The organism is Pseudomonas sp. TE21394 (assembly GCF_054057835.1).
In genome coordinates this window covers 310,970-334,824 of record NZ_JBSRZR010000001.1, presented here as the reverse complement: position 1 = coordinate 334,824, position 23,855 = coordinate 310,970, and the positions used below count along the sequence as shown (strand labels likewise).

Genomic DNA, 23,855 nt, shown 5'->3' with positions numbered 1-23,855 from the left:
GCACTCAGTCAGGAGGAGGAATCAACCGTCAGCCGTGGACGCCCGGAGGCATCTGTTCAGGACCTTATCCGCTCGCCAGCCGTCAGTGGCTGGTGGCCGGACGCGGTGCTACACGGTCCGAGGGCTGTGCATCTCCACCCTGCACGTATCCCTGATAATTCGGGTGCTGCCGCGCGCTGAATCCGCAACGGGTTGCATTTTTCGCCAGCGCAGGTTCTGCGCTGGCGCCATTCATGTCCAAGGCAGGTATTTCCGAAGCATTCGCCGGGCGTTACGTGGAAGCGACGGGCGGGCAGAGGTGCAGCGAAAAGAATCGGGTAAGCAGGTGAAACACCGCACTTGTCGTTTTTTTTCGGTCTTCTCTACACGGCGCTGGTGGCGATTCCAGGCAATTCGGTAAACTGGCGAAAACCCCGTAGGACGGCCTCGCGTCCTGGAGAATTGCGTTGGTCAGGGACCGGCTCGGAGCCTGGTGCCACTGGCCTGCCGCTTTTGGCGGCGTTCGCGACTATAGCAGCAATGATTAAGTGCTTCAATTCCATAAAAAATTGTTATGATCCCGCCATGACGACCAATACCCCTCCGACTTCCGGCGTTCAGCTGATCGAAGTCGCGCCGGAACTTGCCGGCCAACGCATCGACAATTTCCTTATCACGGCCCTCAAGGGCGTGCCCAAGACGCTGGTCTACCGCATCCTGCGCAAGGGTGAAGTGCGGGTCAACAAGGGGCGGGTCAAGCCGGAGTACAAGATCCAGGCTGGCGACATCGTGCGGGTACCGCCCGTCCGCCTGCCTGAGCGTGACGAGCCGGCGCCGGTGGCCCAGGGGCTGCTGCAGCGTCTGGAAGCCGCCATCGTCTACGAAGACAAGGCGCTGATCGTGATGAACAAGCCAGCCGGCATCGCCGTGCATGGCGGCAGTGGCCTGAGCTTTGGCGTGATCGAGGCACTGCGCCAGCTGCGTCCGGAGGCCAAGGAGCTGGAGCTGGTGCATCGCCTGGACCGCGACACCTCCGGCCTGCTGATGATCGCCAAGAAACGCAGCATGCTGCGCCACCTGCATGCCGCATTGCGCGGCGACGGCGTCGACAAGCGCTACATGGCGCTGGTGCGCGGCCACTGGCCTACTTCGAAGAAGCAGGTCAGCGCGCCGTTGCTCAAGAGCAACCTGCGCTCCGGCGAACGCATGGTCGAAGTGAATGACGAGGGCAAGGAGGCGTTGACCCTGTTCCGCGTGCTGCGCCGCTTCGGTGAGTTCGCCACCATTGTCGAGGCGCGACCGATCACCGGCCGTACCCACCAGATTCGCGTGCACACCCTGCATGCCGGGCACATGATCGCCGGCGACAGCAAGTACGGCGACGAAGACTTCAGTCGCGAAATTCGCGAGCTGGGTGGCAAGCGCCTGTTCCTGCATGCCTATGCGCTTACCGTGCCGCTGCCGGACGGTGGCGAACTGAAGCTAGAGGCGCCGGTGGATGAGGTGTGGGCGAAAACCGTTGAGCGTCTGAGTGCATCCTGACCTATGAAAAAGGGCTATGAGCTACTGATCTTCGACTGGGATGGCACGCTGGCCGATTCCATCGGGCGCATCGTCGAGGCCATGAACGCCGCCGCCGAGCGTGCCGGCGAGGCGCAAAGCAGCGATGATGCGATCAAGGGCATCATCGGCCTGGCCCTGGGCGAGGCGATCCACACCCTGTACCCGCACCTGGCGCCTGCGCAAGTCGAAAGCTTCCGTCAGCATTACGCCGATATCTACATGGCCCTGGACCAGCAGCCTTCGCCTCTGTTCGATGGCGTGATCGAGTCGCTGGATGCCTTCCGTGCCGGGGGTTACCGCCTGGCGGTGGCCACCGGCAAGGCGCGCCGCGGGCTGGACCGGGTGCTCAGGGCCAATGGGCTGGAGCAGTTCTTCGACATTACCCGCGCTGCCGACGAGACCCGTGGCAAGCCGCACCCGCGCATGCTCGAGGAAATCCTTGGTCATTGCGGTGTCGAACCAGAGCGCGCGCTGATGGTTGGCGATTCGGCGTTCGACCTGCAGATGGCCAGCAATGCCGGCATGCATTCGGCGGCCGTGGGCTATGGTGCCATGTCGCTGCAGGCGCTGGCCGAGTTCGGGCCGCAGGTATGCCTCGATCACTTTTCCCAGTTGCGCGAGTGGCTGGGTGGTTCCGCAATCCCTTTTCCAAGGTAGGTAAGCATGGCTGACGAATGGAAGGCCCCTGAGGCCGAACCCGAGGAGCGCGAAGCGCGCAAAAGCTGGCAGTTACTGGAAAAGACCCTGTTGGCGAACGTTCAGGAGCATCGCCGGGCGCGTCGTTGGGGGATCTTCTTCAAGCTGCTGACCTTCGTCTACCTGTTCGGCATCCTGGCGTTGTTCACGCCGCTGATGGATATGGACAAGGCAGCGTCGCGTAGTGTCAACCACACCGCGCTGGTCGAGGTGCGCGGGATGATTGCCGATCAGGAGCCCGCCAGCGCCGACAATATCGTCAAAAGCCTGCGCGAGGCGTTCAGGAACAGCAAGACCAAGGCCGTTGTGATGCGCATCAACAGCCCGGGTGGCAGCCCGGTGCAGGCGGGCTATGTGTATGACGAAATCCGCCGCCTGCGCGGCGAGTACCCGGCCATCAAGCTGTACGCGGTCATTGCAGACCTGGGCGCTTCCGGTGCCTACTACATCGCCAGTGCGGCGGACGAGATCTACGCCGACAAAGCCAGCCTGGTGGGGTCCATCGGCGTGACGGCGGCGGGCTACGGTTTTGTCGGCACCATGGAGAAGCTGGGTGTCGAGCGGCGTGCCTACACCTCGGGCGAGCACAAGGCTTTCCTTGACCCGTTCTCGCCGGAAAAGCCCGACGAAACCCGGTTCTGGCAGGGGGTGCTGGAAACCACCCACAAGCAATTCATCGCCATGGTCAAGCAGGGGCGTGGCGAACGCCTGAAGGACAAGGAACACCCGGAACTGTTCAGTGGCCTGGTCTGGTCGGGTGAGCAGGCCAAGGAGCTGGGGCTGGTCGATGGGCTCGGCAGTGCCAGCTACGTGGCGCGCGAGATCGTCGGCGAGAAAGAGTTGGTAGATTTCACTGTGCAGGAATCGCCGCTCGACCGCTTCTCCAAGCGCGTAGGGGCCAGCGTGGCCGAGCACCTGGCGATGTGGATGGGGTTCCAGGGCCCGCAGTTGCGCTGAGCCGAGATTATCGGGGCCGCAGCGCGGCCCCAGAGTCAAGGGGTGACCACGCCTTCCCTGGACAGCATGTCCACCAGCCGAATCAAAGGCAGCCCGATCAGGCTGGTCGCATCGCACCCATGCGTACTCTGAAACAGGCTCACCCCCAGTCCCTCCGCCTTGAAGCTGCCAGCGCAATCCAGCGGCTGTTCTGCCGCCACATAGCGCTCCACCTGCTCGCGGCTCAGTTCACGTAATGTCACGGTAAACGGCACGCAGTCCACCTGGCATGCTCCCGTGGCGCTGTTCAGCAATGCCAGCCCGGTCAGAAAGCTCACTTGCTGCCCGCTGCACTCCAGCAGCTGTTCGCAGGCGCGCGCGAAGGTATGCGGCTTGCCCAGGACCTGTTCGCCCAGCACCGCAACCTGGTCCGAACCAATGATCAGGTGCGCGGGGTGGCTGCCCGCCAGCGCCTCGGCCTTTTGCCTGGCCAGCCGGCGCACCAGTTCCGCCGCCGGTTCGCCATCCAGGCGCTGTTCGTCTATGTCAGGGCTTGCCCAGGTGAAAGGCAGGCGCAGGCGTGCGAGCAGTTCACGGCGATAGGCAGAGCTGGAAGCCAGTAGCAGGGGAAGCATGGTAGACTCCTGAATCGGTTGAACCAAATTCTATCACGCACGATGCCGCCGAATTTCCTTTGACAGGGACGGGGGGCATCCCTAGAATGCTGCGCCTATGTTGAATGACCCGATTCCACCTCACGTTGACCCGCGCAAATTGGCTGATCGTGGCGTAACCCTCAACGGTTCGCTGCAACTCGCTGATTTGGAAAGACTCTGCGACCCGCTTTCCGACAATGTCGGTACGGTGCAGGCGAAGTTCGATTTTGAACGAGATGAACAGCACGTGGTGGTTATCCACAGCGAACTGGACGTCGAGGTCAAGATGGTTTGCCAGCGTTGTCTTGAGCTGGTCACCCTGCCGATCCACAGCGAATGTACGTACGCCGTGGTGAAGGAGGGTGCGAATACCCAGTCGTTGCCGAAAGGCTATGACGTGCTGGAACTGGGCGAAGATCCATTGGATCTGCAGGCACTGATCGAGGAAGAGCTTCTGCTCGCCTTGCCGATCGTGCCTGCTCACCATCCGGAAGAATGCCAGCAGCCGGCGGGCGCAGACGAGCCCGAATCGAGCAAGGACGAGGTATCGCGGTCCAACCCGTTCAGTGTTTTGGCGCAGTTAAAGCGTGACCCAAACGTTTAGGAGTTAATCAATTATGGCTGTTCAGCAGAACAAAAAATCCCGCTCTGCCCGTGACATGCGCCGTTCGCACGACGCCCTGTCGGAAAACGCGCTGTCGGTAGAGAAAACCACCGGTGAAGTACACCTGCGCCACCACGTTTCGCCAGAAGGCGTATACCGTGGTCGCAAAGTGATCGACAAGGGCGCTGACGAGTAATCCTTGTCCGCTCAGATCATCGCGATCGACGCAATGGGCGGGGACTTCGGTCCCCGCAGCATTGTCCAGGCTAGCATTGCCTGCCTTTCGGCTACCCCCTCGCTGCACCTGACCCTCGTCGGTCAACCCTCCCTCCTTGAAGATCTTGTCAGCGGCCTTGCAGCTGCGGATCGCGCGCGCCTGCAGATTGTGGCCGCCAGCGAGGTGGTCGGCATGGACGAGCGGCCCTCCCAGGCGTTGCGCGGCAAGCCCGACTCGTCGATGCGCATCGCTCTCGAACTGGTGCGCGACGGCAAGGCCCAGGCCTGCGTCAGTGCTGGCAACACCGGGGCGCTGATGGCGCTGTCGCGGTTCGTGCTCAAGACCCTGCCGGGGATCGATCGGCCCGCCATGGTGGCGGCGATCCCGACCCAGTCTGGCTATTGCCAGCTGCTCGACCTGGGCGCCAACGTCGACTGCAGCGCCGAAAACCTCTATCAGTTCGCCGTGATGGGTTCGGTGGCCGCGCAGGCTTTGGGTGTGCTCAGGCCGCGTGTGGCGCTGCTGAACATCGGTACCGAAGACATCAAGGGCAACCAGCAGGTCAAGTTGGCGGCCAGCCTGCTGCAGAACGCTCGCGGGCTCAACTACGTGGGTTTCGTCGAAGGCGATGGGTTGTATCGCGGCGAAGCCGATGTGGTGGTCTGCGACGGGTTCGTTGGCAACATCCTGCTCAAGTCCAGCGAGGGCTTGGCAACGATGATCGGTGCGCGCATCGAGCAGTTGTTCAAGGGGGGGCTGTTGTCGCGGGCAGCCGGCGCCATGGCCATGCCGCTGCTCAAGCGCCTGCAGGCCGATCTGGCGCCGGCGCGGCACAATGGGGCGAGCTTCCTCGGCTTGCAGGGCATCGTCATCAAGAGCCATGGCTCGGCAGGCGTGCAGGGTTTCCAGAGTGCCATCCAGCGGGCGTTGATCGAGATCCAGGAAAACTTGCCGCAGCGCTTGCACGGGCGGCTGGAGGACTTGTTGCCTTGACCTGTGCCCGGCCCCTGCATTGGTAGACCCGCGCAGGGGTCGGGCACAGGCTGATAAAGACCTTAGGCATATCGCCGATGAAGTGCTTAAATGTGACCGCTTGGTCCGCGTCTCCATCCAAGCTTTCAGATTCCGCGCCTGGCCCAGGGCCTGGCGCACCCTATCCGACGACAAGATCATAAGGGCTTGTTCAATGTCTGCATCTCTCGCATTCGTCTTTCCCGGTCAAGGTTCCCAGTCGCTGGGCATGCTCGCCGAGCTCGGCGCCGAGAAGCCAGTGATCATCGAAACCTTCAAGGAAGCTTCCGAGGCACTCGGTTACGACCTGTGGAAGCTGGTCCAGGAAGGCCCGGAAGAACAACTCAACCAGACCGACAAGACCCAGCCGGCCATTCTCACCGCGTCCATAGCGCTGTGGCGCCTGTGGCTGGAAGAAGGCGGCGCACGGCCAGCTTTCGTTTCCGGTCACAGCCTGGGTGAATACAGTGCCCTGGTCGCGGCAGGCAGCATCAGCCTGAAGGACGCCGTGCGCCTGGTCGAGCGCCGTGGTCAGCTGATGCAGGAAGCCGTGCCGGCCGGCCATGGTGCCATGGCCGCCATTCTTGGCCTGGACGACGCCGTGGTCGTTGAAATCTGTGCCGAAGCGGCCGAAGACCAGGTGGTCAGTGCGGTCAACTTCAACTCGCCAGGCCAGGTGGTCATCGCCGGCAACAAGGCTGCGGTAGACCGTGCCATGGAGCTGTGCAAGGCCAAGGGTGCCAAGCGCGCCCTGCCGCTGGCGGTCAGCGTACCGTCGCACTGCGCGCTGATGAAGCCGGCTGCCGAGCGCTTTGCCGAGGCGGTCAACGCCATCGAGTGGAAGGCTCCGCAGATTCCGGTGGTGCAGAACGTCACCGCTGCCGTCGCCGCTGACCTGAACGCCCTCAAGCAAGACCTGCTGGCGCAGCTGTACCAGCCGGTGCGCTGGGTCGAATGCGTGCAGACCCTGGCGGCGAACGGTGCCGTCAATCTGGTCGAGTGCGGCCCAGGCAAGGTTCTTGCCGGCCTGAACAAGCGTTGCGCCGATGGTGTGACCACCTACAACCTCAATACCCCTGACGCCGTCGCCGCCACCCGCGCGGCGCTGGCCTGATTTGGAGAAGCTTGCATGAGCCTGCAAGGTAAAGTTGCACTGGTCACCGGCGCCAGCCGTGGTATTGGCCAGGCCATCGCCCTCGAGCTGGGCCGCCAGGGCGCGACCGTGATCGGTACCGCCACTTCGGCTTCCGGCGCCGAGCGCATCGCGGCCACCCTGAAAGAGCACGGCATCACCGGTACCGGCATGGAGCTGAACGTGACCAGCGCCGAATCGGTCGAGGCCGTGCTGGCTGCCATCGGCGAGCAGTTCGGTGCTCCCGCCATCCTGGTCAACAACGCCGGCATCACCCGTGACAACCTCATGCTGCGCATGAAGGACGACGAGTGGTTCGACGTGATCGATACCAACCTGAACAGCCTCTACCGTCTGTCCAAGGGCGTGCTGCGTGGCATGACCAAGGCGCGTTGGGGTCGTATCATCAGTATCGGCTCTGTGGTCGGTGCCATGGGTAACGCCGGTCAGGCCAACTACGCGGCCGCCAAGGCGGGCCTTGAAGGTTTCAGCCGCGCCCTGGCACGTGAAGTGGGCTCGCGTGGCATCACCGTCAACTCGGTGACCCCGGGCTTCATCGATACCGACATGACCCGCGAATTGCCGGAAGCGCAGCGTGAAGCCCTGCAGACCCAGATCCCGCTGGGCCGCCTGGGCCAGGCCGACGAAATCGCCAAGGTGGTTTCGTTCCTGGCATCCGACGGCGCAGCCTACGTAACCGGCGCTACCGTGCCGGTCAACGGCGGGATGTACATGTAACACTGCAACTCAATGTGACGGATTTCGTAAAAAATGAGTCATACTGCGAGCCTAAAATCCGTTATAAAGCTGCAACCGAATTTTGGGCAGCGGGTAGGGCGACTAGTCGGAAAATGCGTTTAGCTTGAAAAGCGAACGTCTTTCTATAAAATTAGCCACCGGCCAGCTGCCTGACATATATCCATTAGGAGTGAAAACTAGGTATGAGCACCATCGAAGAACGCGTCAAGAAAATCGTCGCCGAGCAACTGGGCGTCAAGGAAGAGGAAGTGACTGAGCCCAAGTCCTTCGTCGATGACCTGGGTGCCGATTCGCTTGACACCGTTGAGCTGGTGATGGCTCTGGAAGAGGAATTCGAGACCGAAATCCCTGACGAAGAAGCCGAGAAGATCACTACCGTTCAAGCTGCTATCGACTACGTCAAAGCCCACCAGGCCTAAGACGCTCTAGTCGACGCTACTTGTCGGGGAAAACCGCACTGCCTTCGCCGGCGTGCGGTTTTTTCTTTGCGAGCGCCCGTATTTTCCAGGCTGCCTCGTTCACCGCGTACCAAGAGCCTGTTGCCATTTCATTCCTGCGCTTGAATGCAATGGCAAGAGACTCTGTTATTAGAAAAGGAGAGTACTGTGTCGCGTAGACGCGTCGTGGTCACCGGTATGGGTATGCTATCGCCACTGGGTACGGATGTACCGAGCACCTGGCAGGGCATTCTGGCTGGCCGCAGTGGCATCGGTCCGATCGAGCATACGGACCTGTCTGCCTACTCCACCCGTTTTGGCGGCTCGGTGAAAGGCTTCGAGGTCGAGCAATACCTGTCGGCCAAGGAGGCCCGCAAGCTCGACCTGTTCATCCAGTACGGCCTGGCGGCCGGTTTCCAGGCGGTGCGTAATGCCGGCCTGGAAGTCACCGACGCCAACCGCGAGCGGATTGGCGTAGCCATGGGCTCGGGTATCGGCGGCCTGACCAACATCGAAGAAACCAGCCGCACCCTGCACGATTCGGGGCCGCGTCGCATTTCGCCGTTCTTCGTGCCGGGCTCGATCATCAACATGATCTCCGGCTTCCTGTCGATTCACCTGGGCCTGCAGGGGCCGAACTATGCCATCGCCACGGCGTGCACCACCGGCACCCACTGCATCGGCATGGCCGCGCGCAACATCGCCTACGGTGAAGCTGACGTGATGATCGCCGGTGGTGCCGAAATGGCTGCCTGTGGCCTGGGCATGGGCGGTTTCGGCGCCTCGCGTGCGCTGTCCACCCGCAACGACGAGCCAAGCCGGGCCAGCCGCCCGTGGGACAAGGGTCGTGACGGTTTCGTACTGTCCGACGGTGCCGGTGCCCTGGTGCTTGAAGAACTGGAGCACGCCAAGGCGCGCGGCGCGACCATCTATGCCGAGCTGGTCGGTTTCGGCATGAGCGGCGATGCCTACCACATGACGTCGCCACCCGACACCGGCGAAGGCGCTGCCCGCTGCATGGCCAACGCCCTGCGTGATGCTGGCATCCAGCCGGAAGAGGTCAGCTACATCAATGCCCACGGCACCTCGACGCCGGCAGGCGACGTGGCCGAAGTGGCGGCGATCAAGCGCGTGTTCGGTGAGCATGCCTACAAGCTGGCAGTCAGCTCGACCAAGTCGATGACCGGCCACCTGCTGGGCGCTGCCGGTGCCGTGGAGGCGATCTTCAGCGTCCTGGCAATCAACAGCCAGATGGCGCCGCCCACCATCAACCTGGACGAGCCGGACGAGGGTTGCGACCTCGACTTCGTGCCCCACCAGGCGCGCAGCATGCCGATCGACGTGGTGCTGTCCAACTCGTTCGGTTTTGGCGGTACCAACGGTTCGCTGGTATTCCGCCGGTTCGCCGGCTGATGCACAGCTGGATCGACGGCCAGCCCGCAGCAGCAGTCAACCTGCAGAACCGCGGCCTGGCCTACGGCGATGGCCTGTTCGAGACCATCGCCGTGCACGGTGGCCGGCCCAGCCTGCTGGACGGCCACCTCGCACGCCTGGCGCTGGGTTGCCAGCGTCTGGCGATCCATGCCGACCTGGCACTGGTGCGCGACGAACTCCTGCGCTATGCCAGCCAGCTCGGTGATGGCGTTGTCAAGCTGATCATTACCCGTGGCGACAGCCAGCGCGGCTATGCCCCGCTTGCCGATGCCGCGCCGCGGCGTATCCTGCAGGGCAGCCCGTTGCCCAGCTATCCTGTCGAACATGCCGAGCAAGGTGTGCGTCTGTTCCTGTGCCAGACGCGGCTTGGGGAACAACCGCTGCTGGCCGGCCTCAAACACCTCAACCGCCTTGAGCAGGTGCTGGCCCGTGCCGAATGGCAGGACAGCGAACATGCCGAAGGCCTGATGCGTGATGGGCAAGGCAGGGTGATCGAAGGGGTCTACAGTAATCTGTTCCTGGTACGCGATGGCGCGCTGTTCACCGCCGACCTCAGCCGCTGCGGCGTCGCTGGCGTGATGCGGGCCGCGTTGCTGGAACAGGCAGCGCTGCTGGGCATACCGCGGCAGGTGTGCGACCTGCCGTTCGACGTGCTGGAACAGGCAGATGAAGTATTTGTCTGCAACAGCGTCTACGGTGTCTGGCCCGTGCGCGGTGTGGCCGCGCTAAACTGGTCGCCGGGCCCGCTCACTCGTAAACTGCAGGCCGTTGCCCGTACGTTACTGGAAACCTGAATTCGTGAGACGCAAATTCCTGCTGCTGCTGGAAATGAGCCTGATCCTCGCCGGCCTGGCCGTGGGCTGGTCGGCCTGGAAGGTCAACTCGGTGCTGGAGCAGCCCTTGCACGTGACGCAGGAGCGCCTGCTCGACGTGCCCAATGGTACCAACCCCAACCGCATGTTCTACCGCATGCAAAGCGAAGGGTTGCTGGACGACGCCGTCTGGTTGCGCCTGTACTGGCGCTTCAACATGGCAGGCACGCCCTTGCACACCGGCGAGTACCGCCTGACCCCCGGCATGACCGTCAAGCAGCTGCTCGATGCCTGGCGGCGAGCCGACGTGGTCCAGTACAACCTGACCCTGGTCGAAGGCTGGACCTTCCGTCAGGTGCGTACCGCCGTGGCCAGGCATGAAAAGATCAAGCACACCCTGGACGGCCTGTCGGATGCCGAAGTCATGGACCGGCTCGGCCATACCGGCGTGTTTCCCGAAGGGCGCTTCTTCCCCGACACCTACCGCTTCGTGCGCGGCATGAGTGACGTCGAGCTGCTGCAGCAGGCGTACATGCGCCTGGATGAAGTGCTGGCCAAGGAGTGGGCGGAGCGTGCTACCGATCTGCCGTACCGCGACCCGTACCAGGCCCTGATCATGGCCTCGCTGGTGGAGAAGGAGACTGGTATTCCCCAGGAGCGCGGGCAGATTGCCGGCGTCTTCGTGCGGCGCCTGCGCCTGGGCATGATGCTGCAGACCGACCCGACGGTGATCTATGGCATGGGTGAACGCTACAACGGCAGGATTACCCGCGCCGACCTGCGCGAGCCGACCCCGTACAATACCTACACCATGACCGGCCTGCCGCCGACGCCGATCGCCATGGTCGGCCGCGAGGCGATTCATGCGGCGCTCAACCCGTCCGCTGGCACCAGCCTGTACTTCGTTGCCCGTGGCGATGGCAGCCATGTATTCTCCGACGACCTCGACGACCACAACTCGGCGGTGCGCGAGTTCCAGCTCAAGCGCCGCACGGACTACCGTTCCAGCCCCGCGCCACAGTCCCAGCCAGGTACCGACGAGGCCGCCGCCCCCGAAGCGCCGGCGGATGAGCCGGCGCAGCAGCCAACACCCGATCAGCCGCCCGCGCAGGATGCACCTGTTGGCGGCGCGCAAGCGGCCGAACGGCCAACGCCTGACGACCAGCCATGAGGGCTGCCGGCGCGCCTGGCTAACCAATCGTCGAGTAACGGTGTCAGCATCGGCTGTACCTGGCGCTGGCTCACCCTCATGCTGCCTCCAGCAACTGCGTGTGGGGCTGCGAGTCGGGCCGCTTCAACATAGCGGCCGGGATCGCCATGACTAATGCTCCACTGACGAACAGGCACAGGCCCAGCACATAGGTGCCGTTGTTGATGTCGCCGGTGAGGTTCTCCGCCACGGCTGTAATCATCGAGCCGGTGAAACCGGACAGGTTGCCGAACGCGTTGATCATGCCGATGCCAGCCGCAGCAGCGACACCTGAGAGTACGGTGCCCGGCAGCGTCCAGAAGATAGGCATCAGGCTGAGCACCCCCGATGCCGCGATGGTCAGGAACACGATTGAAAGCACGACGTCGTGTGCGAAAGCTGCGCTGAGGATCAGCCCGCAGCCACCGATGAACGCCGGGATCGCAGCATGCAGCCGACGTTCGCCCGTGCGGTTGGAGTGGCGTGCATTGAGGAACATGGCAATTACCGCCACGCCATAGGGAATGGCGGTCAGCAAGCCGATTTCCAGGCTGCTGGTCACTCCCGCGCTCTTGATGATCGACGGCATCCAGAAGGCCAGGCCGTAGAAGCCGGTGTTGAACGTCAGCAGGATGAATACGAGCAGCCAGACCCGTGGGCTGAAGAAGGCATCCTTCAGGCGCGATACCTTGCCATGCTCATCCTGCTTAAGGTTGGCCTTTAGCAGTTCCTTTTCTTGCCGGGACAACCAGGTAGCCTTGTCGATGTTGTCGCACAGGCAGCAAAAAACGATTGCCGCCATGACCACCGAGGGTACGCCCTCGATCAGAAGCATCCACTGCCAGCCGGCCATACCGTGCCAACCGTCCATGCTGGTCATGAGCCAGCCCGACAAAATACCACCTAGCGTCAGACTGACAGGCAGTGCCATCAGGAAACCAGACATCACTCGGCTTTGCCGATGGGTTGGGAACCAGTAGTTGAGGTAGAGAATCACGCCTGGGAAGAAGCCGGCCTCACAGATGCCGAGCAGAAAGCGCAACGCGTAGAACATTGTGCTGGGCTCGACATGGAAGAACGAGGCGAGTGGCTGGGTAAATGCGACAGCCATGGAGACGATGGCCCAGCTCAGCATGATGCGGGCGATCCAGAACCGTGCGCCGTATCGATGCAGTAGCAGATTGCTTGGGACTTCAAACAGAAAATAGCCCCAGAAGAAAACACTGGCGCCAAGGGCGTAGACGGTATTACTGAATTGCAGATCCTCCAGCATGCTCAGTTTCGCGAATCCGATATTCACCCGGTCGAGATAGGCGGCCATGTAACACAGCAACAGCACCGGCAGGATGCGGACGATGACTTTGCGATAGGTGCGATCCTCGAAAGCCTGATCGCGCACGGGGTCGACAACTTGATGATCCATAACCAGCCTCTTGGCATGTCGTGCATGCCTGATTGTTGTTATTGAAAGAGCACCGGGCATGAGCACACCCGGTGGTATTGTGCCTGCGAGTAACAGTGTTCAGCGGATCGGTTCGCGGGTGGGCTGACCATCGACCAGTCTCAGCAGCCCCAGTGGGTTGGCGTCGCGCAATGCCTCGGGAAGCAGTGCGTCAGGGAAATTCTGGTAGCACACCGGACGCAGGAAGCGATCTATTGCCAGCGTGCCGACCGAGGTTCCGCGGCTATCCGAGGTAGCCGGATACGGGCCACCATGAACCATCGCCTCACATACCTCGACGCCAGTCGGGTAACCATTTACCAGCACCCGGCCAACCTTCTGTTCAAGCACCGTGACCAAAGACGCGGCTTGCGCCAGGTCGCCGGGCTCGCCAATCAGCGTGGCGGTCAGTTGGCCGCCAAGCGCGTGCAACGCTGCAACCAACTGGTCTTGATCAGCCAGTTCGACCACCACCGTGGCCGGGCCGAAGATTTCTTCCTGCAGTAACGGTTCACCGTCCAGCAGCAATTTCGCATCGGCCTGGAACAGCTGCGGCCAGGCCTGGTTTCCCTGCTGCTCGGCGCCGGCAAGGAGGCGGATGCCGGCCCGCGCCTTGAGGGTGGCGACACCGCGGGCGTAGCTGGCCAGGGTGTCGGTGTTGAGCATGGTTTGCGGCGCCTGTTCGGCCATGTGTGCGCTCAAGTGCTCAACGAACGCGCTGAAGTGCGCTGAGCGCACCCCCAGCACCAAGCCAGGATTGGTGCAGAACTGTCCGCACCCCAATACCACCGAAGCCGTCAGTTCACGAGCCACGGCCTCTGCGCGAATAGCCAGCGCCTGGGGCAGGACCAGCACCGGGTTGATACTGCTCATTTCGGCGAATACCGGAATAGGCCGAGGTCGCGCCGCTGCCATATCGCACAAGGCCCGTCCGCCCTTGAGCGAACCAGTGAAGCCAACGGCCTGAATATCCGGGTGCTTGACCAACGCCTCGCCGACCCTGCCGCCAAACACCATGTTGAATACACCCGCAGGCATCGCGCAGCGTTCAGCGGCGCCGACGATGGCCTCGGCCACCCATTGTGCTGTGGCCATGTGGCCACTGTGGGCCTTGAATACCACTGGGCAACCGGCGGCCAACGCTGCGGCGGTGTCGCCACCGGCCGTCGAGAATGCCAGGGGGAAGTTGCTGGCGCCGAAGACCGCGACCGGCCCAAGGCCCATGCGGCATTGGCGGATGTCCAGGCGCGGCAGTGGCAGACGCTCGGGCTGTGCACGATCGATACGAGCGCCCGTGAAATCACCTCGGCGCAGTACCGTGGCGAACAGCCTCAGCTGGCCACTGGTTCGCGCCCGCTCGCCCTGGATACGCGCTGGCGGCAAGGCCGTTTCATGGCATACGGTTTCGATGAAGTCGTCGCCCAAGCCATCCAGCGCCTCGGCGATCGCGTCGAGGAACTCGGCGCGGCGCGCGGCGGGCAGTGCCCGGTAGACTGGATAGGCTGCAGCCGCTGCCCGGGCAGCGGCGTCCACCTCTTGTTCAGTGGCTTGATAAAACGCTTCGGGCAGGGCCTGCCCGGTGCGCGCATCGATGCTGTAAAGAGTCGCCTGGCCAGTAGCGCGGCGGCTCCCGCCGATGAATTGTTGGCCTGCATATGACGTCATGGATGATTCCTCGGCGTTACGGAAGAACATGGGGCGCTAATCTAGGCGGGTCAGCGATGCTTGCCCAATGGCTTTTAGGGATCATCTGATAACGCAGGGTTATCAATCCTCCGGAGCGCGACGTGCATGTGCCAGGAGAATCTCGGCAAACTCCAAGGCCGCGCCGCTCAAGGGCTCGCCTTTGCGCGAGAGAATGCCGTAGTCCTGGGGGCTCAGGTGCAGGGGCGTGTCAAGGTTGACCAGTACGCCACTGGCCAGGTGCGGCTCGACCATCGCCTGGGGCAGCATGCCGATCATCGGCCCACCCAGTAGCACCTTGAGGAAGGTCTGCATGGAAATGGTATCGATGGTATTGCGCGGCACCGCCACGCCCGCCTGGGCGAAGGCTCGCTCCATGCGTCCGCGGATGGGCGTGCCCTTGGGGTAGAGAATCCATGGCCACTCCAGCAGCTGTGGCAAGGTCACAGGCCCGGCCTTGCTCAACGGGTGCTGGTTGTTGACCACGAAGCAGAAGGGTTCCGGCGCCAGCGGCTGGAAGTCGAAGCGCTGGCCCTGCGACACGTCGGTGAAGCGGGCCACGGCCAGATGCAGTACCTTGTCCTCGAGCATGGCCATCAAGTGATCGCTGGTCTGCTCCACCACCTCGATCGACAGCAATGGCTTGCGCCGCTTGATCTCGATGATGGCATCCGGCAGCGCCACGGCGGTGGCGGCAAAAATGCCGCCCACTTTCAAATGGCCGTGCCCCCCCTGGCGCAGGCTGTCGATCTGATCGACGAAATTGCGCGCATCGTTGAGGGCGACCTGGGCATAGCGCAATACCTGCTCGCCCAACGCGGTTGGCGGCATGCTACGTGGCAGGCGGTCGAACAGGGCGAAACCGAGCAGGTTTTCGATTTCCTTCAGCATCTTGCTGATCGCGGGCTGGGTGAGGTTCATCTGCTGTGCCGCCAGGTGCATGTTGTGGGTGCGCCCAAGCGTGTCGATAAGCAACAGGTGGCGGAATTTGAGCCAGTTGCAAACGTGGGAGAAAGACAGGTCCGACATGTGAGCCACCTTTGTTGCAATAACTCTGAGTTATCGAATAGTGAAAAGATGCCATTGGAGTTTATCGCGTGGCTTGCCTAGCGTGCAGTTTTCCTGTTCCGAGAGATCTGATGCCATGCCGATGACCCTCACGCCCGCCAATACCCTGCCCGAGGATGGCCTGACCGGCACTCTGATCGGTCGCGCCTGGACCCCCGGCGAACCTGGGGGGCCTTCATTGATCACTTTGCGTGCCGACGGCGTGTTCGATCTCAGCGAACGTTTCGCCACCCTCAGCCAACTGCTGGAAAGCCAAGAGCCGGTGCAGGCCGTGCGCAGCACCCCAGGCCGCTTCCTTTGCAGCGTCGAGGCCCTGTTGGGCAATAGCGGCGAAGCATTCGACGCCAACCTGCCTTACCTGCTCGCACCGGCCGACCTGCAGGTGATCAAGGCAGCAGGCGTGACCTTCGCTGCCAGCATGATCGAGCGGGTGATCGAAGAGCAGGCCGGTGGCGATGCCAGCAAGGCCGAGGCCGTGCGCGCCACGGTGCGCTCGGTGATCGGCGATAACCTGCGGGCAGTACGCCCCGGTTCACCACAGGCCATGGCGCTCAAGTCACTGCTGATCGAACAGGGCATGTGGTCGCAGTATCTGGAAGTCGGCATCGGCCCGGATGCCGAGGTGTTCACCAAGGCCCCGGTGCTGGCGGCGGTGGGCAGTGGCAGCGCTATTGGCGTGCATCCCCATTCGGCCTGGAACAACCCCGAGCCCGAGGTGGTGCTGGCGGTGGACAGCCGCGGTCGCATCCACGGCGCAACCCTGGGCAATGACGTCAACCTGCGTGATTTCGAGGGGCGCAGCGCACTGCTGCTGAGCAAGGCCAAGGACAATAACGCCTCGTGCGCGGTGGGCCCGTTCATTCGCCTGTTCGACGAAACCTTCGACCTGGATGCGGTGCGCCGCTGCGTGGTCGACCTAGAAGTCGTGGGCAGTGACGGCTACCGCCTGGTCGGCAGCAGTTCGATGGACCAGATCAGCCGCGACCCAGAAGATCTGGTCCGGCAGACGCTCAATGAAAACCATCAATACCCCGACGGTTTCCTGCTGTTCCTTGGCACGCTTTTCGCCCCGACCGAGGACCGTGACCTGCCGGGTGCGGGTTTCACCCACAAGCCTGGCGACCAGGTGCGCATCGCCAGCCCCTTGCTGGGCCAGTTGCACAACCAGGTGACCACGAGTGACAAGGCCCGCCCCTGGACCTTCGGCCTCGGCGCGATGATGCGCAACCTGGCTGCCCGAGGGCTGCTGCAACACTCTGTCGGGGAAGCCTGCCCTTGATCACAGGGTTGGCAGCGGCGCCCAGTGGTGCACAGCTCTGCACATGCCAGCGTGTTGCAACGCTGACGGTTGCCAATAAATACAAGAGAGAACGACATGACCGATACCCCGAAACGCCCGTTGCGCAGCCAGCAATGGTTCGACGACCCGAGCCACGCCGACATGACCGCGCTGTACGTCGAGCGCTACATGAACTACGGCCTGACCCGTGAGGAACTGCAATCGGGCCGGCCGATCATCGGCATCGCCCAGACCGGCAGTGACCTGACGCCCTGCAACCGCCACCACCTGGAACTGGCCCAACGGGTCAAGGCGGGGATTCGCGATGCCGGAGGCATCCCCATGGAATTCCCGGTGCACCCGATCGCCGAGCAGAGCCGCCGGCCTACCGCCGCGCTGGACCGCAACCTCGCCTACCTGGGCCTGGTGGAAATCCTCCACGGCTACCCGCTGGATGGCGTCGTGCTGACCACCGGCTGCGACAAGACCACCCCGGCTTGCCTGATGGCCGCTGCCACCACGGACATACCGGCCATCGTGCTGTCCGGCGGCCCGATGCTCGATGGCCACCACCAGGGCCAGCTGATCGGCTCGGGCACGGTGCTGTGGCATGCGCGCAACCTGATGGCCGTGGGCACAATCGACTACGAAGGCTTCATGGAGATGACCACCGCCGCCTCACCGTCGGTAGGCCATTGCAACACCATGGGCACGGCACTGTCGATGAATGCCCTGGCCGAGGCCCTGGGCATGTCGCTGCCAGGCTGCGCAAGCATCCCCGCGCCCTACCGCGAACGCGGGCAGATGGCCTACGCCACCGGGCGGCGCATCTGCGAGCTGGTGATGCAGGACGTGCGGCCGTCGTCGATCATGACCCGCGAGGCGTTCGAGAATGCCATCGCCGTGGCTTCGGCCCTGGGCGCTTCGAGCAACTGTCCACCGCACCTGATCGCTATCGCCCGGCACATGGGCATCGAGCTGTCGCTGGACGACTGGCAGCGCATCGGCGAGAACGTTCCGCTGCTGGTCAATTGCATGCCGGCAGGCAAGTACCTGGGTGAAGGCTTCCACCGCGCGGGCGGCGTTCCGGCGGTGATGCATGAACTGCGCAAGGCCGGCCGTCTGCACGAGGCATGCGCGACGGTCAGCGGCAAGACCATCGGTGAGGTGGTTCGCGACACAGCCACCAGCAATCGCGAGGTCATCCTGCCGTTCGATGCGCCGCTCAAGCACAACGCCGGTTTCATCGTGCTCAGCGGCAATTTCTTCGACAGCGCGATCATGAAGATGTCAGTGGTGGGCGAAGCCTTCCGCAAGACCTACCTGGCCGAACCGGGCAAGGAAAACAGCTTCGAGGCCAGGGCCATTGTGTTCGAGGGGCCGGAGGACTACCACGCGCGCATCGACGACCCGGCACTGGACATCGACGAGCGTTGCATCCTGGTGATTCGTGGCGCCGGCACCGTGGGCTACCCGGGCAGCGCCGAGGTGGTGAACATGGCGCCGCCGGCGGCACTGATCAGGAAAGGCATCGATTCGCTGCCGTGCCTGGGCGATGGTCGCCAGAGCGGCACCTCGGCCAGCCCGTCGATCCTCAACATGTCGCCGGAAGCGGCGGTGGGCGGTGGCCTGGCATTGCTGCAAACCAACGATTGGCTGCGCGTGGACCTCAACCAGCGACGGGTCGACCTGCTGGTGGACGAAGAAGAGGTGGCACGCCGCCGTGCGGCGTGGAAGCCGAACATCCCGGCCTCGCAGACACCCTGGCAGGAACTCTATCGTCAACTCGTGGGGCAGCTGTCCACCGGTGGCTGCCTGGAACCGGCGACGCTGCACATGCGTGTGATTGCCCGTGAAGGGGGGATGCCGCGGCACTCCCATTGAGTGGCCCACCCGGGGCTTGGAGCTGCCTCGTGACCGGCAACGCTGGCAGTTCCACCCTGCGGCAATTCACAGTCCATGTGCCGGCATGGCCTGGTCGCGATCGTTCTGTATTTCCTTATTGCCTTGCGAGCGATTTCTCACAAGCCGTTACGGGCTTGCTTTGCTGCCATGCGTGCTGGACAGCTGCCTGCAGGTCACCCAGAGAACCTGCGTTGGTGATCAGCAGGTCGCCGGGTGCCTGGGCAATGCCGTGCTCGGAAGAATGTGCGTTCACCCTCTGAAGGTTTGGCCGAACGATGTGCCAGATCAGGCCGTTGTGGCCGCGAAGAAATGCGGCTTCGTTTTCAAAGCGGATGTCTTTGAAGATCACGGTCGTAGCGTCAGCAGGGATCTTGCTGCGCGGTTTCAACTGTTCGAGAGGGCGTTTGGCGCGCCGGGCGTCATAGTCCGGGTACAAGGCGTATGCGTGGCCTTTGAGTAGCTCGATGGCTTCCGCGGGTGAAAGACCCCAGGTGGGGTCCTGGCTGGCCAGGAGCTTTGGGTCTGACAGCTGCTCATCAGTGAAATCGAAGATGGCTTGGGCGGCCAGGGTAAATGGGGTGTGGTTTGGCTTCGAAGGTGAAGCCTTGATCGCACCGCTCTGTGCGGCCGCAGGTGGATTGATTTCGCGTTCCGCTCGGATCAGCCAGTGGTCTGGGTTATGATTGCGCATCCATTCGGTACCAACCGTCTGGAAGAATTCTCTTGGGGAGCGAGCCCACAGATCGATGCGCTGCTCCTTGATGTCATCGCTCCATGTCTCGGCCTCGGTGAGACCAAACAGCGCCTGGCAACCAAGCTTGAGAGGATCGGCAAGCGCGTAGGCAGCAACCCCTGGGTAGCTCAGCAGCATTGAAGCTACGGTGTCCTTACCAGACCGAGCCAAGGCTGCAAGGCCGATGATTGTTCGCATGTCGTACTCCCCGTTTGCTGCCCGAACTCCTGTATTTACTGGGCTTCAAGGGCGTTTACGTTTTCGAGAAAGGATTGTAACCCACAGTGTTTACGTTTGGTGAAAACCGAAAACATGATGCCATCCATGCCTGTCAGGGCGGCGGGCGCGGTTTGCCTGTCGAGCGTATTGCCACCCATGGCTGAAGTCTTTCCCTGGCAGCAGGCCCTGTGGCAACAACTGGCCGGCCGCAGCCGGCACGCTCACGCCTACCTGCTGCACGGGCCGCAGGGCATCGGCAAGCGGGCGCTGGCCGAGCGCCTCATGGCGCGTCTGCTGTGCCAGCAACCCCAAGGCCTGGAGGCCTGTGGTGGGTGCAAGGCCTGCCTGCTGCTGAAGGCCGGCAGCCACCCGGACAATTTTGTCCTCGAACCCGAGGAAGCCGACAAGCCGATCAAGGTCGACCAAGTGCGCGACCTGGTGGCTTTCGTGGTGCAGACGGCACAGCAGGGCGGGCGCAAGGTGGTGCTGATCGAGCCGGTGGAAGCGATGAACGTCAACGCCTCCAACGCCCTGCTCAAGAGCCTCGAAGAGCCTTCCGGCGATACCGTGCTGCTGCTGGTTTCCCATCAGCCCAGTCGCTTGCTGCCTACCATCAAGAGCCGCTGCCAGCAGGTTGCCTGCCCGCAGCCCAGCCTGGCGCAGAGCCGGGCCTGGCTGGCGAGTGCGCTACCGGAGAGTGACGAGGCCGAGCGTGATGAATTGCTGACGCTGGCTGCCGGCTCACCGTTGATGGCAGTCAGCCTGCAGGCGCAAGGTGTGCGCGAGCAGCGGGCGCTGGTGACTGACGGGGTGAAGAAACTGCTCAAGCAGCAGCAATCGCCCAGCCAGCTGGCCGAAGCCTGGAACAACGTGCCGCTGCTGCTGCTGTTCGACTGGTTCTGCGATTGGGCGCAGCTGATCCTGCGCTACCAATTGACCCAGGACGAGGAGGGGCTAGGCTTGGCCGATATGCGCAAGGTAGTCCAGTACCTGGCGCAGAAGAGCCGTCAGGCCAAGGTGCTGGAGGTGCAGGCGTGGCTCCTGGAGCAACGCCAGAAGGTACTGGGCAAGGCCAACCTCAATCGCGCCCTGTTGCTTGAGTCGCTGCTGGCCCACTGGCTGCAATTGCCGGGCGCCCGCTGATTTTCATTTTTTCATGTGTGCCGTTATCTCATGCTCGTAGATTCCCATTGCCACCTTGACCGGCTTGACCTCAGCGCCCACCAGGGCTCTCTCGATGCTGCCTTGCAGGCGGCGCGGGAGCGCGGGGTCGGGCATTTCCTGTGTATCGGCGTCAGTGCCGAAAATGCCGGCGCGGTGAAGGCGCTGAGCGAGCGGTATGCTGATGTCGACTGCTCGGTGGGCGTGCACCCGCTGGATCTGGCCCCGGGGGAAACCCCGGCGCTGGAGTGGCTGCTGCGCGAGCTGGCCCACCCGCATGTGGTGGCGATTGGCGAAACCGGGCTGGATTACCACTACGAGCCGGAGGCTGCCGAGCTGCAGCAGGCTTCGTTCCGCCTGCACCTGGAGGCTTCGCGGCAGACCGGCAAGCCGGTGATCGTGCATACCCGCGCGGCGCGCGCCGATACCCTGGCGCTGCTGCGCGAAGCTGCTTTGCCGCAGGCGGGCGTGTTGCACTGCTTCACCGAAGACTGGGCGATGGCCAAGGCTGCGCTGGACCTGGGGTATTACATCTCACTCTCTGGCATCGTCACATTCCGTAATGCCGATGCCCTGCGTGAGGTGGCGCGGCAGGTGCCGGTCGATCGGCTGCTGGTGGAAACCGATTCGCCGTACCTGGCGCCGATCCCTCATCGTGGCAAGCCAAACCTGCCACAGTACGTGCGTGAGGTCGCGGAGTATGTGGCTTCGTTGCGGGGGGCCAGTTATGAGCAGCTGGCCGAACAGACCACGGCCAACTTCAAGCGGCTGTTCCCGCTGGCACGCGTGGCTTGATTCACAAAGCAGGGGCCAGTCGCCCCCGCCCTGATGCCCCGCGCAAGCACACAAAAAAAACCCGGGTTCTGGGGGGGAATCCGGGTTAAGACCATTAGGAGTAAAACAAAGGTACGCGGTCCCTGAGCACCTTTATCGGCGCGCCACTTGGGGGGGATGCGCCGCGCCAACACTTGAAGTATTGGCCAGGTTTGGCGCAGTGCCAGTGTCTGTTGGTCGTTTTTTAAACAGATTTGGAATACGCCGGCGTTTCATTCCTCCCGCAGCGCATGGCTGTATGCATCATGAAACATAGACATGCGTGGATGATCCGTGCAATTTCCCGCAAGTTAGGCATAATAAACCGCTTCGATTGTCATCCAGTCCTTCCTATGCAGAAAGAACCTCGTAAGGTCCGTGAGTTTCGCCGTCGCGAACAGGAAATCCTCGATACCGCGCTCAAACTGTTCCTCGAACAGGGTGAAGACAGCGTCACCGTCGAGATGATCGCCGACGCCGTGGGCATCGGCAAAGGCACGATCTACAAGCACTTCAAGTCCAAGGCGGAAATCTACTTGCGCCTGATGCTCGACTACGAGCGCGACCTGAACGCGCTGTTGCACTCGGCCGACGTTGACCGCGACAAGGAAGCCCTGTCGCGCGCCTACTTCGAGTTCCGCATGCGCGATCCGCAGCGTTACCGGCTGTTCGACCGTCTGGAAGAAAAGGTGGTCAAGGGCAACCAGGTACCGGAAATGGTCGAGCAATTGCACAGCATCCGTGCTTCCAACTTCGACCGCCTGACCCAGCTGATCAAGGGCCGTATCAGCGAAGGCAAGCTCGAAGACGTGCCGCCGTATTTCCACTACTGTGCAGCCTGGGCGCTGGTGCATGGCGCCGTGGCGCTGTACCACTCGCCGTTCTGGAGCAACGTGCTGGAGGACCAGGAAGGCTTCTTCCAGTTCCTCATGGACATTGGCGTACGCATGGGCAACAAGCGCAAACGCGACCCGGAACCCTCGAACTGACGCATTTCGAGGGTTGCACCTGAAACCGGCATGAAGTGGGGGCTTGCAAAAACCTGATTTATAAGTCAGGTTTTGTCGGCCCCACCACCCATGCCGGAGTCATTCATGATCGTCGATCGTCAAGGCAGGCGATTTCGCAACCTGCGTGTCAGCCTGACGGCTGCCTGCAATTATGCCTGCACCTACTGCGTCCCTGACGGCAAGCGCCTGGTGGCGGCGCAGGACGAGTTGCCGGCAGCTTCTCTGGCCCGTGGTGTCGCCTACCTTATCGAGGCAGCTGGCATCGAGCGGTTGCGTATCACTGGCGGAGAGCCACTGGTCAGCCCGCGTCTGGGGGACTTTCTGACGGCTGTGGCCAGACTCGACCTCAACGATATCTCGCTGACCACCAATGGCCAGCTGCTGACGCGCAAATTGCCACAGCTGCAGGCGGCGGGTATTCGCCGGCTCAATATTTCCCTTGATACGCTGGACCCTCGGGCCTTTCGCCGCATTGCCCGCGGGGGTGACCTGGCCAGTGTGCTGGCGGGCATGGAGCAGGCTGGCGCGCTTGGCATGCAGGTCAAGGTGAACATGGTACCGATGCGCGGGCACAACCTCGACCAGGTGCTGCCGCTGCTGGACTACTGCCTGGCGCGCGGTTTCGAACTGCGTTTCATCGAGCTCATGCGCATGGGGCACCTGGCCCGTGACCACAACGCCTTTTTGCAGCAATTCGTCGGCCTTGATCAGTTGCTGGCCTTGATCGCTGAAAAGCATGCCTTTGCCCAGGTGGACGCGCCGCTGGACGCCACCGCCTTGCGTTATCAAATCTCGGGCAAAGGCCATTTCGGTGTAATTGCCAACGAGAGCCTACCGTTCTGCCGCAGCTGCTCACGGCTGCGCCTGTCGTCTACGGGCTGGTTGCATGGCTGTCTGTCGTCGGGGAATCGCCACTTCGTTGGCGATTTGCTGGAAAAGCCGCGCCACCAGGCGCTCCCAGCCCTGCAGCGCCTGCTGGTCAAGGCCCTGGCAGACAAGCAGGATGTAGCCTTTTCCGGTGACGTGATGGTGATGAAGGTGATCGGCGGCTGAAGCTGGCGCAAAAGCTGCATCCGCCGGCTATCCGCCGGTTTTTCGTCGCCGGCAACTGGAGGAAA

The 23,855-nt window shown here is 62.8% G+C and carries 23 protein-coding genes; 18 read left to right on the top strand and 5 right to left on the bottom strand.

Translation table 11 applies throughout. The features are described from left to right. Positions 1–564: 564 nt before the first annotated feature. From rluC to ACVWZT_RS01500, 3 genes are read left to right on the top strand one after another with little or no spacing between them, the layout of a single operon-like run. On the top strand, positions 565–1,521 hold the full coding sequence (gene rluC / locus ACVWZT_RS01510) for a 23S rRNA pseudouridine(955/2504/2580) synthase RluC (protein ID WP_296234305.1): 957 nt from the start codon (positions 565–567) through the stop codon (positions 1,519–1,521). Positions 1,522–1,524: 3 nt separating this feature from the next. After that, a complete protein-coding gene (locus ACVWZT_RS01505; RefSeq protein ID WP_296234306.1) occupies positions 1,525–2,199 on the top strand; it encodes an HAD family hydrolase in 675 nt (224 codons plus the stop codon). Between the two features lie 6 nt (positions 2,200–2,205). Next, positions 2,206–3,195 carry a S49 family peptidase gene (locus ACVWZT_RS01500; RefSeq protein ID WP_296234308.1) on the top strand — a complete coding sequence of 330 codons (990 nt, stop codon included), beginning with the start codon at positions 2,206–2,208 and terminating at the stop codon, positions 3,193–3,195. 35 nt (positions 3,196–3,230) lie between these two features. On the opposite strand, the gene ACVWZT_RS01495 is transcribed toward ACVWZT_RS01500, so the two are convergent. Then, complete coding sequence (locus ACVWZT_RS01495) at positions 3,231–3,809, bottom strand: Maf family protein (RefSeq protein ID WP_296234309.1); 579 nt, start codon at positions 3,807–3,809, stop codon at positions 3,231–3,233. A gap of 97 nt (positions 3,810–3,906) precedes the next feature. Here ACVWZT_RS01495 and ACVWZT_RS01490 point away from each other — a divergent pair, with 97 nt between their 5' ends. From ACVWZT_RS01490 to mltG, 9 genes are all read left to right on the top strand, one after another. Then, on the top strand, positions 3,907–4,434 hold the full coding sequence (locus ACVWZT_RS01490) for a YceD family protein (RefSeq protein ID WP_012313431.1): 528 nt from the start codon (positions 3,907–3,909) through the stop codon (positions 4,432–4,434). A 13-nt stretch (positions 4,435–4,447) separates the two neighbouring features. Beyond that, positions 4,448–4,630, top strand: a complete 183-nt coding sequence (rpmF, locus tag ACVWZT_RS01485) for a 50S ribosomal protein L32 (RefSeq protein WP_010223221.1) — start codon at positions 4,448–4,450, stop codon at positions 4,628–4,630. 3 nt (positions 4,631–4,633) lie between these two features. Beyond that, positions 4,634–5,644 carry a phosphate acyltransferase PlsX gene (plsX, locus tag ACVWZT_RS01480; RefSeq protein ID WP_457467837.1) on the top strand — a complete coding sequence of 337 codons (1,011 nt, stop codon included), beginning with the start codon at positions 4,634–4,636 and terminating at the stop codon, positions 5,642–5,644. A gap of 193 nt (positions 5,645–5,837) precedes the next feature. Next, positions 5,838–6,776, top strand: coding sequence for an ACP S-malonyltransferase (fabD, locus tag ACVWZT_RS01475; protein WP_296234313.1), 939 nt, complete (start codon positions 5,838–5,840; stop codon positions 6,774–6,776). 15 nt (positions 6,777–6,791) lie between these two features. Continuing rightward, positions 6,792–7,532 (top strand): 3-oxoacyl-ACP reductase FabG, encoded by a 741-nt coding sequence (gene fabG / locus ACVWZT_RS01470; protein ID WP_003247160.1) that lies wholly within the window; start codon positions 6,792–6,794, stop codon positions 7,530–7,532. A gap of 203 nt (positions 7,533–7,735) precedes the next feature. Continuing rightward, positions 7,736–7,972: an acyl carrier protein gene (gene acpP / locus ACVWZT_RS01465; protein ID WP_457467835.1), complete on the top strand. Its 237-nt coding sequence runs from the start codon at positions 7,736–7,738 to the stop codon at positions 7,970–7,972. Between the two features lie 186 nt (positions 7,973–8,158). Beyond that, complete coding sequence (gene fabF, locus ACVWZT_RS01460; protein WP_012271164.1) at positions 8,159–9,403, top strand: beta-ketoacyl-ACP synthase II; 1,245 nt, start codon at positions 8,159–8,161, stop codon at positions 9,401–9,403. Continuing rightward, on the top strand, positions 9,403–10,218 hold the full coding sequence (pabC, locus tag ACVWZT_RS01455) for an aminodeoxychorismate lyase (RefSeq protein ID WP_457467834.1): 816 nt from the start codon (positions 9,403–9,405) through the stop codon (positions 10,216–10,218). The genes fabF and pabC overlap by 1 nt, the downstream gene beginning before the upstream one ends. Positions 10,219–10,222: 4 nt before the next feature. Continuing rightward, positions 10,223–11,407 carry an endolytic transglycosylase MltG gene (gene mltG, locus ACVWZT_RS01450; RefSeq protein WP_457467832.1) on the top strand — a complete coding sequence of 395 codons (1,185 nt, stop codon included), beginning with the start codon at positions 10,223–10,225 and terminating at the stop codon, positions 11,405–11,407. Between the two features lie 76 nt (positions 11,408–11,483). Here mltG and ACVWZT_RS01445 read toward each other — a convergent pair whose 3' ends face one another. From ACVWZT_RS01445 to ACVWZT_RS01435, 3 genes are all read right to left on the bottom strand, one after another. Continuing rightward, positions 11,484–12,848 carry an MFS transporter gene (locus tag ACVWZT_RS01445; protein ID WP_296234561.1) on the bottom strand — a complete coding sequence of 455 codons (1,365 nt, stop codon included), beginning with the start codon at positions 12,846–12,848 and terminating at the stop codon, positions 11,484–11,486. A 99-nt stretch (positions 12,849–12,947) separates the two neighbouring features. After that, entirely contained in the window at positions 12,948–14,531 is a 1,584-nt protein-coding gene (locus ACVWZT_RS01440; protein WP_457467830.1) for an aldehyde dehydrogenase (NADP(+)), read from the bottom strand. A 102-nt stretch (positions 14,532–14,633) separates the two neighbouring features. After that, positions 14,634–15,578 carry a LysR family transcriptional regulator gene (locus ACVWZT_RS01435; RefSeq protein WP_296234321.1) on the bottom strand — a complete coding sequence of 315 codons (945 nt, stop codon included), beginning with the start codon at positions 15,576–15,578 and terminating at the stop codon, positions 14,634–14,636. 115 nt (positions 15,579–15,693) lie between these two features. On the opposite strand from ACVWZT_RS01435, the gene ACVWZT_RS01430 reads away from it, so the two are divergent. Then, positions 15,694–16,896, top strand: coding sequence for a fumarylacetoacetate hydrolase family protein (locus ACVWZT_RS01430; protein ID WP_296234323.1), 1,203 nt, complete (start codon positions 15,694–15,696; stop codon positions 16,894–16,896). 96 nt (positions 16,897–16,992) lie between these two features. After that, complete coding sequence (locus ACVWZT_RS01425; RefSeq protein ID WP_457467828.1) at positions 16,993–18,780, top strand: IlvD/Edd family dehydratase; 1,788 nt, start codon at positions 16,993–16,995, stop codon at positions 18,778–18,780. A 115-nt stretch (positions 18,781–18,895) separates the two neighbouring features. On the opposite strand, the gene ACVWZT_RS01420 is transcribed toward ACVWZT_RS01425, so the two are convergent. Continuing rightward, positions 18,896–19,732, bottom strand: a complete 837-nt coding sequence (locus ACVWZT_RS01420) for a deoxynucleotide monophosphate kinase family protein (RefSeq protein WP_296234326.1) — start codon at positions 19,730–19,732, stop codon at positions 18,896–18,898. Positions 19,733–19,909: 177 nt separating this feature from the next. On the opposite strand from ACVWZT_RS01420, the gene ACVWZT_RS01415 reads away from it, so the two are divergent. From ACVWZT_RS01415 to ACVWZT_RS01400, 4 genes are all read left to right on the top strand, one after another. Beyond that, on the top strand, positions 19,910–20,896 hold the full coding sequence (locus tag ACVWZT_RS01415) for a DNA polymerase III subunit delta' (protein WP_296234329.1): 987 nt from the start codon (positions 19,910–19,912) through the stop codon (positions 20,894–20,896). A 30-nt stretch (positions 20,897–20,926) separates the two neighbouring features. Beyond that, on the top strand, positions 20,927–21,709 hold the full coding sequence (locus tag ACVWZT_RS01410; protein ID WP_289129650.1) for a TatD family hydrolase: 783 nt from the start codon (positions 20,927–20,929) through the stop codon (positions 21,707–21,709). Positions 21,710–22,080: 371 nt separating this feature from the next. Next, positions 22,081–22,716 carry a TetR/AcrR family transcriptional regulator gene (locus tag ACVWZT_RS01405; RefSeq protein ID WP_003260720.1) on the top strand — a complete coding sequence of 212 codons (636 nt, stop codon included), beginning with the start codon at positions 22,081–22,083 and terminating at the stop codon, positions 22,714–22,716. A 105-nt stretch (positions 22,717–22,821) separates the two neighbouring features. Further along, positions 22,822–23,790, top strand: coding sequence for a GTP 3',8-cyclase MoaA (locus tag ACVWZT_RS01400; protein WP_457467825.1), 969 nt, complete (start codon positions 22,822–22,824; stop codon positions 23,788–23,790). Positions 23,791–23,855: the final 65 nt, after the last annotated feature.

Bases quoted from the DNA above. Each gene is read 5' to 3' on its own strand.
- rluC (WP_296234305.1), top strand. From the start codon at position 565: ATGACGACCAATACCCCTCCGACTTCCGGCGTTCAGCTGATCGAAGTC.
- ACVWZT_RS01505 (WP_296234306.1), top strand. From the start codon at position 1,525: ATGAAAAAGGGCTATGAGCTACTGATCTTCGACTGGGATGGCACGCTG.
- ACVWZT_RS01500 (WP_296234308.1), top strand. From the start codon at position 2,206: ATGGCTGACGAATGGAAGGCCCCTGAGGCCGAACCCGAGGAGCGCGAA.
- ACVWZT_RS01495 (WP_296234309.1), bottom strand. From the start codon at position 3,809: ATGCTTCCCCTGCTACTGGCTTCCAGCTCTGCCTATCGCCGTGAACTG.
- ACVWZT_RS01490 (WP_012313431.1), top strand. From the start codon at position 3,907: ATGTTGAATGACCCGATTCCACCTCACGTTGACCCGCGCAAATTGGCT.
- rpmF (WP_010223221.1), top strand. From the start codon at position 4,448: ATGGCTGTTCAGCAGAACAAAAAATCCCGCTCTGCCCGTGACATGCGC.
- fabD (WP_296234313.1), top strand. From the start codon at position 5,838: ATGTCTGCATCTCTCGCATTCGTCTTTCCCGGTCAAGGTTCCCAGTCG.
- fabG (WP_003247160.1), top strand. From the start codon at position 6,792: ATGAGCCTGCAAGGTAAAGTTGCACTGGTCACCGGCGCCAGCCGTGGT.
- acpP (WP_457467835.1), top strand. From the start codon at position 7,736: ATGAGCACCATCGAAGAACGCGTCAAGAAAATCGTCGCCGAGCAACTG.
- pabC (WP_457467834.1), top strand. From the start codon at position 9,403: ATGCACAGCTGGATCGACGGCCAGCCCGCAGCAGCAGTCAACCTGCAG.
- ACVWZT_RS01445 (WP_296234561.1), bottom strand. From the start codon at position 12,848: ATGGATCATCAAGTTGTCGACCCCGTGCGCGATCAGGCTTTCGAGGAT.
- ACVWZT_RS01440 (WP_457467830.1), bottom strand. From the start codon at position 14,531: ATGACGTCATATGCAGGCCAACAATTCATCGGCGGGAGCCGCCGCGCT.
- ACVWZT_RS01435 (WP_296234321.1), bottom strand. From the start codon at position 15,578: ATGTCGGACCTGTCTTTCTCCCACGTTTGCAACTGGCTCAAATTCCGC.
- ACVWZT_RS01430 (WP_296234323.1), top strand. From the start codon at position 15,694: ATGCCGATGACCCTCACGCCCGCCAATACCCTGCCCGAGGATGGCCTG.
- ACVWZT_RS01425 (WP_457467828.1), top strand. From the start codon at position 16,993: ATGACCGATACCCCGAAACGCCCGTTGCGCAGCCAGCAATGGTTCGAC.
- ACVWZT_RS01420 (WP_296234326.1), bottom strand. From the start codon at position 19,732: ATGCGAACAATCATCGGCCTTGCAGCCTTGGCTCGGTCTGGTAAGGAC.
- ACVWZT_RS01415 (WP_296234329.1), top strand. From the start codon at position 19,910: ATGGCTGAAGTCTTTCCCTGGCAGCAGGCCCTGTGGCAACAACTGGCC.
- ACVWZT_RS01410 (WP_289129650.1), top strand. From the start codon at position 20,927: ATGCTCGTAGATTCCCATTGCCACCTTGACCGGCTTGACCTCAGCGCC.
- ACVWZT_RS01405 (WP_003260720.1), top strand. From the start codon at position 22,081: ATGCAGAAAGAACCTCGTAAGGTCCGTGAGTTTCGCCGTCGCGAACAG.
- ACVWZT_RS01400 (WP_457467825.1), top strand. From the start codon at position 22,822: ATGATCGTCGATCGTCAAGGCAGGCGATTTCGCAACCTGCGTGTCAGC.